The 14,576-nt window shown below is 62.1% G+C and carries 12 protein-coding genes and 1 pseudogene; 6 read left to right on the top strand and 7 right to left on the bottom strand.

Features of this window, described 5'->3' with window-relative positions; all coding sequences use genetic code 11:
• The first annotated feature begins 72 nt into the window (after positions 1-72).
• Together GKR99_09900 and GKR99_09895 are read left to right on the top strand one after the other, a co-directional pair.
• Entirely contained in the window at positions 73-1,095 is a 1,023-nt protein-coding gene (locus tag GKR99_09900) for a Rieske 2Fe-2S domain-containing protein (protein NKB27837.1), read from the top strand.
• A 23-nt stretch (positions 1,096-1,118) separates the two neighbouring features.
• A complete protein-coding gene (locus GKR99_09895; protein ID NKB27836.1) occupies positions 1,119-2,324 on the top strand; it encodes a cytochrome P450 in 1,206 nt (401 codons plus the stop codon).
• On the opposite strand, the gene GKR99_09890 is transcribed toward GKR99_09895, so the two are convergent.
• From GKR99_09890 to GKR99_09880, 3 genes are all read right to left on the bottom strand, one after another.
• Positions 2,321-3,106, bottom strand: coding sequence for a phytanoyl-CoA dioxygenase (locus GKR99_09890; protein NKB27835.1), 786 nt, complete (start codon positions 3,104-3,106; stop codon positions 2,321-2,323). The two genes, GKR99_09895 and GKR99_09890, sit on opposite strands and share 4 nt — an antisense overlap.
• Positions 3,107-3,205: 99 nt before the next feature.
• Complete coding sequence (locus GKR99_09885) at positions 3,206-3,907, bottom strand: UTRA domain-containing protein (GenBank protein NKB27834.1); 702 nt, start codon at positions 3,905-3,907, stop codon at positions 3,206-3,208.
• Positions 3,904-5,271 (bottom strand): formimidoylglutamate deiminase, encoded by a 1,368-nt coding sequence (locus tag GKR99_09880; protein ID NKB27833.1) that lies wholly within the window; start codon positions 5,269-5,271, stop codon positions 3,904-3,906. Before GKR99_09880 ends, GKR99_09885 begins: the two co-directional genes overlap by 4 nt.
• A gap of 85 nt (positions 5,272-5,356) precedes the next feature.
• On the opposite strand from GKR99_09880, the gene GKR99_09875 reads away from it, so the two are divergent.
• From GKR99_09875 to GKR99_09860, 4 genes are all read left to right on the top strand, one after another.
• Complete coding sequence (locus GKR99_09875) at positions 5,357-6,559, top strand: imidazolonepropionase (protein NKB27832.1); 1,203 nt, start codon at positions 5,357-5,359, stop codon at positions 6,557-6,559.
• Complete coding sequence (gene hutH, locus GKR99_09870; GenBank protein NKB27831.1) at positions 6,556-8,082, top strand: histidine ammonia-lyase; 1,527 nt, start codon at positions 6,556-6,558, stop codon at positions 8,080-8,082. The genes GKR99_09875 and hutH overlap by 4 nt, the downstream gene beginning before the upstream one ends.
• A gap of 224 nt (positions 8,083-8,306) precedes the next feature.
• Complete coding sequence (gene hutG / locus GKR99_09865) at positions 8,307-9,089, top strand: N-formylglutamate deformylase (protein ID NKB27830.1); 783 nt, start codon at positions 8,307-8,309, stop codon at positions 9,087-9,089.
• Positions 9,086-10,759, top strand: coding sequence for a urocanate hydratase (locus GKR99_09860; GenBank protein ID NKB27829.1), 1,674 nt, complete (start codon positions 9,086-9,088; stop codon positions 10,757-10,759). The genes hutG and GKR99_09860 overlap by 4 nt, the downstream gene beginning before the upstream one ends.
• Positions 10,760-10,796: 37 nt before the next feature.
• Here GKR99_09860 and GKR99_09855 read toward each other — a convergent pair whose 3' ends face one another.
• The 4 genes and pseudogenes from GKR99_09855 to GKR99_09840 form a co-directional block, all read right to left on the bottom strand.
• Positions 10,797-11,804 (bottom strand): succinylglutamate desuccinylase, encoded by a 1,008-nt coding sequence (locus GKR99_09855; GenBank protein NKB27828.1) that lies wholly within the window; start codon positions 11,802-11,804, stop codon positions 10,797-10,799.
• Between the two features lie 81 nt (positions 11,805-11,885).
• Positions 11,886-13,280, bottom strand: a pseudogene (locus GKR99_09850) (MATE family efflux transporter).
• 4 nt (positions 13,281-13,284) lie between these two features.
• Positions 13,285-13,887, bottom strand: a complete 603-nt coding sequence (locus GKR99_09845) for a helix-turn-helix domain-containing protein (GenBank protein NKB27827.1) — start codon at positions 13,885-13,887, stop codon at positions 13,285-13,287.
• Positions 13,880-14,458 (bottom strand): peroxidase-related enzyme, encoded by a 579-nt coding sequence (locus GKR99_09840; GenBank protein NKB27826.1) that lies wholly within the window; start codon positions 14,456-14,458, stop codon positions 13,880-13,882. The genes GKR99_09845 and GKR99_09840 overlap by 8 nt, the downstream gene beginning before the upstream one ends.
• Positions 14,459-14,576: the final 118 nt, after the last annotated feature.

Below are 14,576 nucleotides of genomic sequence, written 5' to 3'. Positions count from 1 at the left end.
GCGCGCATGGGACTGGCGCATACTGGCCCGGAAACCTGACCAGACAAACCTGACCAGACGGAGTGCGAAAAGATGTTTCTGAAGAACTGCTGGTATGTCGCAGCCTGGAGCAAAGACATCGGCCGGGCGCTGACGGCCGAGACATTTCTGAATGAAAACATCGTGCTGTATCGTCAGGAAGACGGCACGCCTGTTGCGCTGGAAAACGCCTGTCCGCATCGCAAGCTGCCCCTGTCGGATGGCAACCTGAAGGGCGATCACGTCGAATGCGGCTATCACGGGCTGACGTTCGATTGCACCGGCGCTTGTGTGGCCGCACCTACGCAGGCCGACGCGATCCCGCGCCGCGCCGTTGTCAGATCCTATCCCGTGGTCGACCGATACCGCTTGTTGTGGATCTGGATGGGCGACCCGGCGCTGGCTGATCCTGACAAGATCTTCCCTGTGGAAAACTTCGACAATCCGGCCTGGGGTCTGACCGATGGCGGGGTGATGGATATCGACTGCAACTATCTGTGGATCTGCGACAACCTTCTGGATCCGTCACATGTGGCCTGGGTTCATGTCACCTCTTTCGCGGGTGCCGGCACCGATGATGAAGAACTGAACCTGGAAAAAACCGACCGGGGCGTGATCGTGTCGCGCTGGATATCAAACAAGCCGCCATCGCCCTATTACGCCAAACTGGTCGAGTTCGAAGGCGACTGCGACCGCCTTCAGCATTACGAGATGTGCCTGCCTGCGATTGGTCTGAACAAATCGATCTACACGCCCGTCGGCACGGGCGGGTATGACAGCACCCCGGTCGAACAGACCTTCATCAACATCAGCTATAACTTCATGACCCCGATTGATGAGGATCGGTCGCGTTATTTCTGGTTCCAGCATCGCAATGGCCGCCCGAATGACGCCGAGGTCTCGAATTTCATGAACGACGGCGCGCGCCTTGCGTTCGAAGAAGATCGCGACATTCTGGTCAAGGTGCATGAGGGCATGAAGCACGCGCGCACGCCGAATATTGATCTGGGGCTGGATGCGGGGGCAAAGACGTTCCGCGTGATGCTGGATCGTGCTATCAAGGCCGAACAGACTTAAGCCAGAGGCGGCACGCCTGACATATGACCGCGCTAAACGCTGAACTGCTGGACCTTCCCGAACTGGACTTCGCGTCGGCAGACTACACAGCGCGGCCATTTCAAACCCTGGCAGGCTGGGCGCAGCGCTGGAAGATTGCGCGATCCCGGCGCGGGGTTGAGATTCTGGATTATGATCTGTGCCGAAGGGCGATCCTGGATCGCCGCCTTGGCACCGGCCACCCGAAACTGATGGGCGTGCTTGGCCTGCCCGAGGGGCGACCGCTGGAGTACAAGCGTAACTCTATCTCGTTCTTCAATCGCGGCGACCGGCGCCGGGATCTGCGCCGCCCGATGACAAGGCTGATGAGCGAGGGCGGTATTGAGGCCTTTCGCGCCGATATTGTCGCCACAGTCCGCCGGGTGGTCGATGCGGTGCCGACCGATCAACCTGTCGATCTGATTACGGCGCTATGCGATCCGATCCCTTCGGCGATCTTTTGTTATTGGATTGGCGCGCCGTTTGAAGACGCAGACTTCGTCGCGCGCACGTCCCACAGCGTCCAGCAGGTCCATACCCGCAATCCCGACCACACCCCCGAAATCATCGCCGCCTTCGAAGCGCTGATCGACTATGCCGACCGGCATATTGCGGCGCGGCGCGAAAACCTTGGCGATGACCTGTTGTCAGACATGATCCGCGCTGAACAGGACGGTCAGCTGGACAGCGATGACCTGCGCAATTGGGTTATCAAACTGGCCGAGGCGAATACCGACAACAGCTCTCATCAGATTGCATTGGCGATTATCGAGCTGGCCTCGCGACCCAAGGTCTGGGCCCGGCTGCACGACGATCCGGCACTGGTGCCCCAAGCGGTGCGTGAGGTGATGCGGTTTCATCCGCGCACAATCTCAACCTCGCGCGAGGTGCTGGAAGAACACCAGATTGCGGGCGTGACGCTGCCCGTTGGCACCCCGGTATTCGCCAACATCGGCGCGACCCATTGGGATGAACGCTACTATGCGGCCCCGGCCGACTTTGATATCGACCGCACCGACGAACCACCGCATATGAACTTCGGCGGCGGCGTATTTTCCTGCATCGGCCGTTTCGCCGTCACCGCCGAGGTTGAAGAGGTGATCCGCCTGCTGTCGGCCCGCCACCCTGCGTTGAAGGTGGACGAGGCGCATATTGCGCATTCACCAATGTTCAGTCTGGTCACACGACTGACGGCCCGATTGTCGCCTTAGATTTCATAGATGACCGGAAAGCGGCCGCCGCGAAAGGGCGCGCCTTTTTCCAACGTGTCGTCATGCAGCCATTCCGTGACCTCATCCCTGGGGTCATAGGTCGCGCCATCGACGGCAAACCGGATCGCATACCCCCGCCGCCGCCGTGTTGAGGTGCGGTTGCCCATCGCCGAATGTACCGACATCCCGTCGAACGCAAGCGCATCGCCCGGCGCCATATTTTCGAAGTGAAATATGTCATAGTCGGCGCGATCCGCCTCAAAATCCGGCATGTCTATGTAGTCAGGATTCCCCTGTTCAAGGTAATGCGAAAACGCGCCGAGTTGGTCTGTTTTGAAGGGCCGATATTTCGCGCCCCATGCATGGGAGCCTCGGACGAATTCCAGCGCGCCATTGTCCGGATCCACCGGATCAAGCGCGATCCACATCGTCATGATCGGCCCCTGCACCGGCCAATAGGGTTGATCGGTGTGCCACCCGGTTTGCGTTTTCGTGCCCGGTTCCTTCGCGAAAATCTGATCATAGATCAGCGCGGTCCAGGGGCTGCCCGCAACCTCGGCGACGCGCTGACCTATGTCAGAGGTCAGGCAGAAATCCTGAAAGGTGCCGGGCCGTTCGCGCATATTCTTGTAAGCGAAATAGCGGTCGCCCTTTTGCACTTCGGCGTCCACGGCGCCGCGCAGCCTTTGCAGCCATTCGGGGGACAGAACGTCCCGCAACAGCACCACTCCGTCGCGCCGATAGGCATCCTGAGTGCGTTCCAGATCTTCGGTGAGCGTCATGATCGTATCCGTCATCAGCGTTTCCTTCCCAGTCGAGCGTATTTCTTTTGCGTGTTCTGACAACCAGCAGCGCGCCAATTTCGGTCGCACCGGCGCGCATCAGTTGCGTGCCGAAACCTGATACCCCGGCGCGGTAACGGACAGGACAGTGGTGATCGGCTTGGATCCGATCCAGGTCGTGCGTTCGATCACCAGCAGGGCATCACCGGTTTTCACCGTCAAATGATCCGCAATGTCCTTGTCAGCATTCATTGCGGAAAACTGCACCTCGACGCGGCTGTAAGGTTTGTTGTGGACCAGCCATTCATTGGCGCTGTCGCGGGCCAGATCGACATGCAGGATCTCGGGCGTGGTTGCCGTATCAATCCAGCGGTCTTCAAGGATATACGGTCGCTCATCCGCCAGATGCAGGGCTTTGACGTGCAGCATCCGCGCAGGTTTCGGGATGCCGAAGCGCTTCGTTACCGATGTCGGGCTTGTGGCGGTGGTGCGCGAGATCAGCTGGTATCCGTATTTGCTGCCGCGCTGTTCAACTTCAAGGCGGGTGATTGGAATGTCGAAGGTTGCGCGCGTGACCGGATCGCTGCGCACATGGGTGCCGCCTTTGCGCTTCCGCTCGACCAGGCCATTTCGCGACAGATCCTGCATGGCGCGATGCACGGTGGTGCGTGCGCAACCAAATTCATCAGCCAAATCGTTGTCGCGAGGCAGCTTGTCACCGGGCGCGAAGGTCCGGTTCAGAATGCGCAGGCGAATTTCGTCGCGTACATCAGTCCATGACAGGCGGGTTGGGGGCGTCAAATACTGGTCTCCAACTGCTGCATCGCGCGTTTGAAATTGTCGATGATGGCATCGCGGCGATGATGCCGTCCGCCGCTGACCACATGGCGGCCGGCGCTCCAGACCTCGCGGATGCAGGACTGTCCGCCGCCCGAGAATATCAGGCTGTCGAGCAGGGCATCGCCGCCCCGGTTGCACAGCCATTGATTGTCATCTTCAAGCGCCACCAGATCCGCCCAGGCGCCAGCCTCGATCCGCCCGGAATCGCGCCCGCCTGCCTGCGCCCCCCCACGCGCGGCCGCATCGAACAGCACCCGCCCGGTGAAGCGATCCTGCACCGCCAATGCCGCGCGCGAACGGTCGCGCAGACGCTGGGAATACTCCAGCGTTTTCAGTTCCTCGAACAATGAAATGTGGATGTTGGAATCTGACCCAACGCCGATTGTCCCGCCCTGGCCCAGATACTCGGTTCCGTTAAAAATCCCGTCGCCCAGGTTGGATTCCGTCAGCGGGCAAAGCCCGGCGACGGCCCCGGTGGCGGCCAGCGCAGCGGTTTCCGCGCCGGTCATCTGGGTGCAATGGATCAGGCACCAGCGGGCATCAACCGGCTGATTGGCCAGCAGCCATTCTGTCGGGCGTCCGCCGAAGTGGGATTGGACCTCGTCAACCTCGGCCACTTGTTCGGCCAGATGCATGTGGATCGGGCCTTGGGGAACCGCGGACAGGACCGCGCCAAGGCCACCCGGATCAACGGCGCGCAGCGAATGCGGGGCGACACCGATCGCCGCATCATCGCTGTGGGCGGCAATCAGCGCAGCGGCATCTGACCAAAGGCGCAGGAATTGGTCTGCATCATTGCCAAAGCGCCGCTGCCCACCCTGCAACGGACGCAGATCACAGCCGCCGTACTGATAGAACACCGGCAGCAGCGTCAGCCCGATGCCTGTCTGGTCCGCAGCGGCGACGATACGCTGGGAAATCTCGGAAAGCTGCGCATAGGGCGCGCCGCCAACATCGTGGTGGAGGTAATGGAATTCGGCCACCGCGGCGTATCCGGCCTCCTGCATCTCCATGAAGACGAGGGCGGCAATCGCCTCGGCATGGTCGGGCGTCAGCTGGTCGAGGAAGCGGTACATCAGCCGCCGCCAGCTCCAGAAACTGTCACTTGGGTCAGGGCCGCGTGCTTCGGTCAGCCCGGCCATGGCGCGCTGGAATGCGTGGCTGTGCAGGTTCACGGGCGCAGGCAGAAGCAGCGGAACCCGGTGCGTTGGCGTTCCGCGCTGCGCCCCGACTGACGCGATCCGCCCCGCTGCGTCGATCACCACTTCGATGTCCCGCTGCCACCCCGCCGGGGTCAGCGCCCGATCGCCATGAACTATCTGCATTATCTGCCCATCGCCCGAATACTCCGTTGACAATATTATGTAGCTACATATTATTTTTGAGTGCAACCAGAATCAAGGACTGTGAATGCCTGATCCCTGCGTTATTTCCGGCATCACTGCAGCGACGATGGTGCCCGGCGATGCGCCCTATGGGCTGCTGGAACAGGCGGCGATCGTCGTCAGAGACGGTATGGTTGACTGGGTTGGCCCGTTGGCAGATCTGCCCGCGGAATTCCACGATCTGGAGCAGGCACGTTATGACGGGCGGCTGGTCACGCCTGCGCTGATTGATTGCCACACACATATCGTCCACGGCGGCAACCGTGCGCGGGAGTTTGAGTTACGGCTGAACGGCGCGAGCTATGAAGAGGTTGCGCGCGCAGGCGGTGGCATCGCCTCAACCGTTCAGGCGACCCGCGCGGCAAGCCAGGACGCGTTGCTGGCCTCCGCCCTGACCCGCGTTGACGCGCTGATTGCGCAAGGCGTGGCGATGGTCGAGGTCAAATCCGGCTATGGCCTGGACCTTGAAACCGAATTGAAGATGCTGCGTGTCGCCCGCCGGATTGAAGGGGTCCGGCCGATCCGTGTGCGGACCAGTTTTCTGGGGGCGCATGCGGTTCCGGAGGGGATCGACCCGGATCATTACATCGACACGGTCTGCCTGCCAGCGTTGGAAGCCTGCCACGCCGAGGGGTTGGTCGATGCGGTGGATGGCTTTTGTGAGGGGATCGCATTTGACACCGCCCAGATCGCCCGCGTGTTCAACAAGGCGCGCGATCTTGGCCTTGCCGTGAAACTGCACGCCGAACAGCTGAGCCATATTGGCGGCACGGCACTGGCGGCAGACTATGGCGCGATCTCGGCAGATCATGTGGAATATGCCACGGCTGCGGATGCGGCGGCACTGGCCAGGGCTGGCACAGTTGCGGTCCTGCTGCCGGGCGCGTTCTACACGATCCACGAAACCCAGGCCCCACCTGTCGCGGCGTTCCGGGATTGCGGTGTTGCGATGGCTGTGGCGACAGACTGGAACCCCGGATCGTCGCCGCTGGGATCACTCCTGCTGGCGATGAATATGGCCTGCACGCTGTTCCTACTGACGCCTGAAGAGGCCCTTGCCGGGACCACGCGCAATGCTGCCCGCGCACTTGGGCTGGACGATTGCGGGATGATCGCCCCCGGCATGCGCGCCGACCTTGCCGTATGGGATGTCAGCGACCCGGCAGAGCTGTCCTATGGCATCGGAATCACCCCCCTCCACGCCCGCATTTTTCAAGGCACGCCATGACCATCACCCTGCACCCCGGAGACACGACATTGGCCGAATTGGAGGCGCTTTGGCGTTCTGATGGGCCGGTGAAACTGGCGGAAACTACCTATCCGGCGGTCGATGCCTCTGCTGCGTTGATCGCGCAGGCGGCGCAGGGCAAAGATCCGGTCTATGGCGTCAATACCGGGTTCGGCAAACTCGCCTCGGTTCGCATTGCGCCGGAAGATACGGAAACGCTGCAGCGCAATCTGATCCTGTCACACTGCTGCGGCGTCGGTGAGGCGCTGGCGCCTGCGACGGTGCGCCTGATGATGGCGCTGAAACTGCTGTCGCTGGGGCGCGGGGCCTCTGGGGTGCGCCGTTCGATTTGCACGCAAATCGAAGCGATGCTGGCCCATGGCGTGGTGCCGGTGATCCCCGAGCAGGGCTCGGTCGGGGCATCCGGCGATCTGGCGCCGCTGGCGCATATGGCCGCGGTGATGATCGGCGCGGGAGAGGCGTTTTTTGACGGCACAAGGATGAGCGGGTCAGCCGCACTCGACAAGGCTGGACTGGACCCTGTGGTGCTTGGCCCGAAAGAGGGGTTGGCGCTGATCAACGGCACCCAGTTTTCGACTGCATGCGCGCTGGTCGGGTTGTTCCAGGCCTGGCGTGCAGTGCGCGCGGCCATCGTCACCTCGGCGATGTCAACGGACGCGATCATGGGATCGACTGCGCCACTGAACCCCGCGATCCACGCTTTGCGCGGCCATCAGGGCCAGATCGACGTTGCCAGCGCAATGTCCGACCTGCTGGCTGGCAGTGTCATTAGCGAAAGCCATCGGCAGGGCGATACGCGGGTGCAGGACCCCTATTGCATCCGCTGTCAGCCGCAGGTGACCGGGGCCGCCATCGACATTCTGCGCTTCGCTGGGCGCACGCTTCGGACCGAGGCGAATGCCGTCACCGACAACCCGCTGGTCATAACCGAAACCGGCGACATCTTGTCGGGCGGAAACTTCCACGCCGAACCCGTCGCTTTTGCAGCCGACCAGATTGCACTGGCGGTGGCCGAGGTTGGCGCCATCGCCCAGCGCCGTGTCGCGCTGATGGTGGACCCGACGCTGTCGTTCGATCTTCCACCCTTCCTGACGCCGGAGCCGGGGCTGAATTCGGGCCTGATGATTGCCGAGGTGACGACCGCCGCGCTGATGAGTGAAAACAAGCATCTCGCGAACCCCTGTTCGACCGACAGCACACCGACTTCGGCCAATCAGGAAGACCACGTCAGCATGGCCGCCCACGGGGCGCTGCGGTTGGGGCGGATGACAAAAAACCTGTCGGTCATCCTTGGGGTCGAAGCGATGTGCGCCGCGCAAGGGATCGAACAGCGCGCGCCGCTGGTTACCTCGGCGCCATTGCAGGCGGCGCTTGCTTGCCTGCGGGCGCGCATTCCGTCGCTGGCGCAAGACCGTTACCTTGCGCCCGATCTTGAGGTCGCCGCCGGAATGGTTCTGGATGACAGCCTGGCCACCGCCGCCGGGGTGGGGATGCGGTTATGAGCCGATTGTGTTGAAAAACTCCGAAATCAGAGCGTCGCGGATTTCTTGCGAAAACCTATGAAGCGAAATAGTCGGAAAGCTTTGACCACGAGACAGCGCATGGCTGCGCGTGAGCGCATGTAGGCGATTTGGGCCGACCCCCGCGCCAAAAATTTAGGATCGGGCTGCATGGAAAGAAAAATCATCGTTCAGGCCCTAAAACGGAGTTTTTCAACACAATCAGCCTGATTGAAGTCACCGAAGGCACCGGCCCGCTGGTGCTGGGGTTGCCGCATACGGGAACCCTGATCCCCGACAACTGCATGGAACCTCTGAACGACACCGGGCGGGCGATGGCGGACACGGATTGGCATATCGACAGGCTTTATGGGGGGCTGGTTGGGGGTGTTTCGACGGTGCGCACCAACGTGCATCGTTATGTGATCGACGCCAATCGGGATCCGTCGGGCGCAAGCCTCTATCCCGGTCAGAATACCACCGGCTTGTGTCCGCTGACCGATTTCGATGGGCTGCCGATCTATCGCACAGGCCAGGAACCGGACGTTGCCGAGTTTGACCGACGGCGCGCCACTTATCACGCGCCCTATCACGCGGCGCTGGCTGGGGCGTTGGAGCGCGCCCGCGCCACGCATGGATTCGCCATTCTTTACGACTGCCACTCCATCCGCTCAAACATTCCGTTTCTGTTTGACGGGACGCTGCCGGATTTCAACATCGGCACCAACATGGGCGCGACATGCGATCCGGGTATCGCTGCGCAGGTGGCTGCGATTTGCGAGGGGGCCGAAGGGTATACGACGGTGCAGAATGGCCGCTTCAAAGGCGGCTGGACGACGCGGCATTACGGGCGGCCCGAAACCGGGGTTCACGCCATCCAAATGGAGCTTGCCCAGTCCACCTACATGACCGAAGCCCCGCCTTGGACCTATCTGGAAGCGCGCGCCGATCAGACCCGCGTGCACCTGAAGACCGTCCTCGAAACCCTGTCAGACTGGAGGCCGCAATGAGCGATCCGCGCAAGAACACCCGCGATGTCTATCCCCCCACCGGTCCGAAGCTGAACGCCAAAAGCTGGCTGACCGAGGCGCCCTTGCGGATGCTGATGAACAACCTGCACCCGGACGTGGCCGAGAACCCGCATGAACTGGTCGTCTATGGTGGCATCGGGCGCGCCGCGCGCACGTGGGAGGACTTCGACAGCATCGTGGCCAGCCTCAAAAACCTTGAAGCGGATGAGACGCTGGTGGTGCAATCGGGCAAGCCGATTGCCATCGTCAAGACCTATACCGATGCGCCGCGCGTGCTGATTGCCAATTCGAACCTCGTGCCGCATTGGGCGACATGGGATCATTTCAACGACCTCGATAAGATGGGGTTGGCGATGTACGGCCAGATGACGGCGGGGTCGTGGATCTACATCGGCACGCAAGGCATCGTGCAAGGCACGTATGAGACCTTTGCCGAGGCTGGCCGCCAGCACTATGGCGGTGATCTGACTGGCAAGTGGATCCTGACCGGCGGGCTGGGCGGCATGGGCGGGGCGCAACCACTGGCCGCCGTGATGGCCGGGGCTTGCTGTCTGGCGGTGGAGTGCAATCCCGACAGCATCGATTTCCGGCTGCGCACGCGCTATGTCGACGAAAAAGCCGAAACACTCGACGACGCGCTGGCGATGATCGAACGCTGGACAGCGGCGGGCGAGGCGAAGTCGGTGGGCCTGTTGGGCAATGCCGCCGACGTCTTCCCGGAGTTGTTCAGGCGCGGCATCCGCCCCGATATCGTCACCGACCAGACCAGCGCACATGATCCGATCAACGGCTATCTGCCGCAGGGCTGGACCATGGCAGAATGGCGCGACAAGCGCGAAAGCGATCCCAAGGCGGTGGAAAAAGCCGCGCGGGCCAGCATGAAAATTCACGTCGCTGCGATGGTGGATTTCTGGAACGCGGGCGTGCCGACGCTGGATTATGGCAACAACATCCGTCAGGTGGCGCTGGATGAGGGGCTGGACAACGCCTTTGCTTTCCCCGGATTCGTGCCCGCCTATATCCGCCCTCTGTTCTGTCGGGGGATCGGCCCGTTCCGCTGGTGCGCGCTGTCGGGCGACCCGGAGGATATCTTCAAGACCGACCAGAAGATGAAAGAGCTGTTCCCCGAAAACGCCCATCTGCACAACTGGCTGGACATGGCGCGCGAACGGATCGCGTTTCAGGGGTTACCGGCGCGGATCTGCTGGATCGGGCTGGGGGATCGTCACAAGGCCGGTCTGGCGTTCAACGAAATGGTCGCCAGCGGAGAGCTGAGTGCGCCGGTGGTGATCGGGCGGGACCATCTGGATAGCGGCTCGGTCGCGTCGCCCAATCGCGAAACCGAGGCGATGAAAGACGGTTCCGACGCCGTGTCGGACTGGCCGTTGCTGAACGCGCTGGTGAACACCGCGTCGGGGGCAACCTGGGTCAGCATTCACCACGGCGGCGGTGTCGGCATGGGGTTTTCGCAGCACGCCGGGGTGGTGATCTGCGCCGATGGCACGCCCGAGGCCGCCAGGCGGCTGGAACGGGTGCTGTGGAACGATCCGGCCAGCGGTGTGTGGCGGCACGCCGATGCAGGCTATGAAGATGCGGTGAATTGCGCGCGTGAACACGGGCTGCGCCTGCCGCGTATTCTGGGGACATGACGCGGCGCTACGATCGCCGGAGCACCGGCGCACAACATCAACCGGTCACGTCCTGCACCACCAGCGCCAGTAACTCGCCACGTTGAACATTGCCGCGACAGCTGTGTGCCAGAACCAACCCGTCCGCCGGAAACCGGATCGTGCGGGACGCACGCTCGGGCTCCATCACGAAGTGGAACTGCCCGGCGATATCACCCGCCCGGACATCCTGGCCGGCGCGGATGGCGCGGTCAAACACTCCCGTCCCCGGCGCATAGATCGACTGCATAACCGAGGTAACCTCGACCCGGCGCGCCTCAACCGGTGCGGGCGCATCACCGAGGATTCCGAGGTGCCCGAGGCAGCGCAACAGCCCGGCCTCTGCCGCGTCTGTAATGTCGGGATCGACGCCGCCGCCACCGCCCAGTTCAGCCGCGATCATCGGCACCCCGGCGCGTTCGGCAGCTGAATTGACGGATCGGTTGTCGTTATGCGCCCCCAACTCCCAGATCATCGGCAGGCCGAAGGCATGCGCCAGGGCGAGGTTTGCCTTGCGCAGATCGGGATCGGCAGACTGCGTAGCCAGGGCGCAGGGCATGAAGAAGGACGCCTTGCCGCCGGAATGAAGATCAATCGCGCCGTCGCAGCGTGGCAGCAGAACCTGTTCGACGAAATCGGCGATCATCGCCGTTGGTCCGCCACTCGCGTCGCCCGGAAACGCCCGGTTCAGGTTCGCGCCATCCAGCGGCGACACCCGGGCCGAGGCGGCGAATGCGGGCGCATTCAACGCAGGCAGCAGGATCACCTGCCCGGTCAGCCGGTCGGGGTCCAGCTGACCCGCCAGTCGCATGATCGCGGCTGGCCCCTCAAACTCATCCCCGTGGGTTCCCGCGCAAATCAAAACCGTCGGCCCGGCCCCTCCGTTTATCGAGATCACCGGGATCGGGTGGTATCCAAGCGGATTGGAATTGTCCGACCAGCGCAGCATCAGGTCGCCGACCTGTTTTCCGGGCGCGTCCAGGTCGAGGGTCAGGGTCAGGCGGCTGGGTGTTTTCTGCGTGCTCATGCGATGTGTCCGATCGGGAACATAGGCATAGACTAGCAGAACCCGTTGTGATTTGAACGCCCGCATCAGCGGGCGGTCGGATCATGCTGGCCCGGTCACCGCGCCACGGGGCCGCCACAGCCCGCCGATTTCGGCCCGCGCGACGCGGGTGGCGACATACATGGCGACGGCCCAACCGCTCAGCACCGCGCAGGCGACCCCGAACCAGACGCCGATCTCGGTGAAATTCCAGACGCCGACAAACAGCCAGACGAAGAAGGCGATGCCGAAGGCCTGCCGGTAAAGGCTGATCCAGACGGTCCAGATCGGGCGCTTGAGGGCCTGCAGAAACGAGTTGATGGCAAACAGCATCATATAGGCGGGAAGGATCAGGCTATCGACGCGCAGATAGGCAAGGCCGACGCGGATCACTTCGGGGTCATCGGTGAACAGGCCCAGCATCGCGCGGCCGAATATCCACAGAAGCGGGCAGGCAATCGCCGTCATGATCAGACCGATTTTCCAACAGAAGAACACAGCCTCGCGCACGCGGTCATGGTTGTGGGCACCGAAGTTTTGTGCGGCGATGGGCAGCAAGGCGCCGGTCATGCCAAGCACCGGCAGCAGCAGCATCTGTTCCAGCCGGATGGCGATTCCAAAGCCTGCGACCGCGTGTTCACCAAATCCCTTCAGGGCGAATTGCATCACAAAGCCCGACAGGAACATCACCAGCATCGAAACCGCTGTGGGCAGCGCCTGCAAGGCAATCTCGCGAAACATTGCGGGGCGAGGGGCAAAATGCGCCCGGCGCAGCGTGGCCATGTTGCGCCGCCGCAGAACCTGGATGATCAGATAGACCATCACGCCGGTCTGGCTGACCACTGTGGATACGGCCAATCCGTCAAACCCCATCCCCGGAACGACGCCCGGCACCCCATAGATGAACAGCGGATTCAACACGATATTAGCAAAAAACGCCACCATCAGGGCGCGCTGGAACGATTTGGCGTCACCGTGGGCCTGAAGAATGCCGTTGCAGGTGAAGGCCAGCAGAAACCCCGGCAACGCCAGCGAAAGCAGCAGGTAATACCGAATACCGGCATCGCGGTAGACACTGGGTTCACTGACCAGCTTCAGAACCGCTGGCCCGTACCACAGCCCCGCCAACGCCAGCAGCAGTGCGGCAATCAAACCGAAGCTCATGCCTTGGGCGGCCAGACGCCGGGCGCGGGGCCGATGGCCGGCACCCAGCGCGTTCCCGACCAATGCGCCCATGGCCGCCCCCACGCCGACACCCACCTACATGGCGATGTAAAAGGCCTGGAACCCCAGCGCCAGGCCCGCCTGCGCGCTGGTCGACAGCAGGCCCGCATAGAACATGTCGACGATATTGTAGAGCGTATTGAACAACATACCCAAAGCGCCGGGAATCGCCAGAGTGCGAAAATGCGACGAAATCGCACCCTTCGTCAGATCAAGCTCGATTGGGGCGGCCATCGGTCTAAGGCCTTTCTGCCTGAACCGACAGAAAAACGAATTCGTCGGTCAATATGTCAACAAAGCCGTGGTTCAGTTCGGCGTCCACGCTGATTGTATCGCCCGCACCCAGCGTCATGCGGGTCTTGCCATAGCGATAGATCGCTTCCCCTTCGAGAACCTGTATGAAAACGACACCGTGGCCGACATAGGTCGGTGGTTTGCCCCCGTCACGGGTCAGTGTCACGCGGCGCGCCAGAAAGTGCAGATCCTTGCGCACATGGGTGGCCAGATTGACGTAGTCGTGGCTGTGGCCATCGGCGATCCGGGTCGATTTCAGACCTTCACCATGGCGAACAAGCGAATAGTCGGTGTGGTCTGTCTGCGCTTCGCGGAACAGCGACACGATTGGAACCTCCAGTGCGGTTGCCAGCGCCGACAACGTCCCGATCGAGGGTGAGACCAGCCCGTTTTCAATCCGGCTGACCATCGCGGCCGAAATGCCCGATTGTTCCGCCAGCCAGCGTGCCGATTGTCCGCGATGCTGGCGCAGTTCTTTCAGCGACGCGCCAATTGCGCGATCTATCTTACGCTCAGGCGGCTCGGCACTGATCCCGATCTCAGTCATTCTTGTAATAGCCGACGACGTCACCCGCAGTGGTCACCCCCAGCCCGTTCAACAGGCGGTTGGCATAGTTGAAATAGCCGACGATCTGGTTGATCTCTAATATCTCACCATCATCCCAGCCCGACTGGCGCAGGCTGGCGACATCAGCCTCGATCATGTTGCCCGGCTGGCGCGTCAACTTGTCGGCATAACGCAGCGCGGCCAGTTGCGCCCCCTCAAAAGCCTGTTCAGGCGCATGCGCCTGCAGCGCCGCTTCGATGACATCGGCGCGGTCATCGTCAGCGATCAGATGGCGCGCGTTGGACCAGTGATTGGCATAGGAATACGGGCAATCGTTCAACGTCGAAACGTAGGAGCTGATGACCTCTTGAAACCAGGTGGGAATCGAATTGGCGGTATCGTGCAGGCAGGCGCGATACAGCACGACATGCCCGTTCATCGTGCTGGGCCGCAATGAATGCACGCGCATCACATTGTCGACCGTTCCATGCGGAGTACGCGCATGGTCAAGCGCGCTTGTCAGCAGATCGTCAGCATCTTCGTCTGAAATCATGCGAATCCAGGCGGACATCGCGGCCTCCGTTCTTGTTTGCTGTGTGACGGGCCGTGCCGAGGCAGGCTGCCATTCAGTTTTTTATTGACGAATATTGCGTATTACGCAACCATATTGAATGTTGTGCAACAATCTT

This window comes from Paracoccaceae bacterium (genome assembly GCA_012103375.1).
Lineage (GTDB): Bacteria > Pseudomonadota > Alphaproteobacteria > Rhodobacterales > Rhodobacteraceae > WLWX01.
The sequence above is the reverse complement of the archived record's forward strand: the minus strand, read 5'-3'. Positions and strand labels throughout refer to the sequence as shown.

Excerpts from the sequence above, each read along its gene's own strand:
- GKR99_09855 (NKB27828.1), bottom strand. The coding sequence starts at position 11,804 with ATGAGCACGCAGAAAACACCCAGCCGCCTGACCCTGACCCTCGACCTG.
- GKR99_09845 (NKB27827.1), bottom strand. The coding sequence starts at position 13,887 with ATGACTGAGATCGGGATCAGTGCCGAGCCGCCTGAGCGTAAGATAGAT.
- GKR99_09860 (NKB27829.1), top strand. The coding sequence starts at position 9,086 with ATGAGCGATCCGCGCAAGAACACCCGCGATGTCTATCCCCCCACCGGT.
- GKR99_09900 (NKB27837.1), top strand. The coding sequence starts at position 73 with ATGTTTCTGAAGAACTGCTGGTATGTCGCAGCCTGGAGCAAAGACATC.
- hutH (NKB27831.1), top strand. The coding sequence starts at position 6,556 with ATGACCATCACCCTGCACCCCGGAGACACGACATTGGCCGAATTGGAG.
- GKR99_09880 (NKB27833.1), bottom strand. The coding sequence starts at position 5,271 with ATGCAGATAGTTCATGGCGATCGGGCGCTGACCCCGGCGGGGTGGCAG.
- GKR99_09895 (NKB27836.1), top strand. The coding sequence starts at position 1,119 with ATGACCGCGCTAAACGCTGAACTGCTGGACCTTCCCGAACTGGACTTC.
- GKR99_09890 (NKB27835.1), bottom strand. The coding sequence starts at position 3,106 with ATGACGCTCACCGAAGATCTGGAACGCACTCAGGATGCCTATCGGCGC.
- GKR99_09840 (NKB27826.1), bottom strand. The coding sequence starts at position 14,458 with ATGTCCGCCTGGATTCGCATGATTTCAGACGAAGATGCTGACGATCTG.
- GKR99_09875 (NKB27832.1), top strand. The coding sequence starts at position 5,357 with ATGCCTGATCCCTGCGTTATTTCCGGCATCACTGCAGCGACGATGGTG.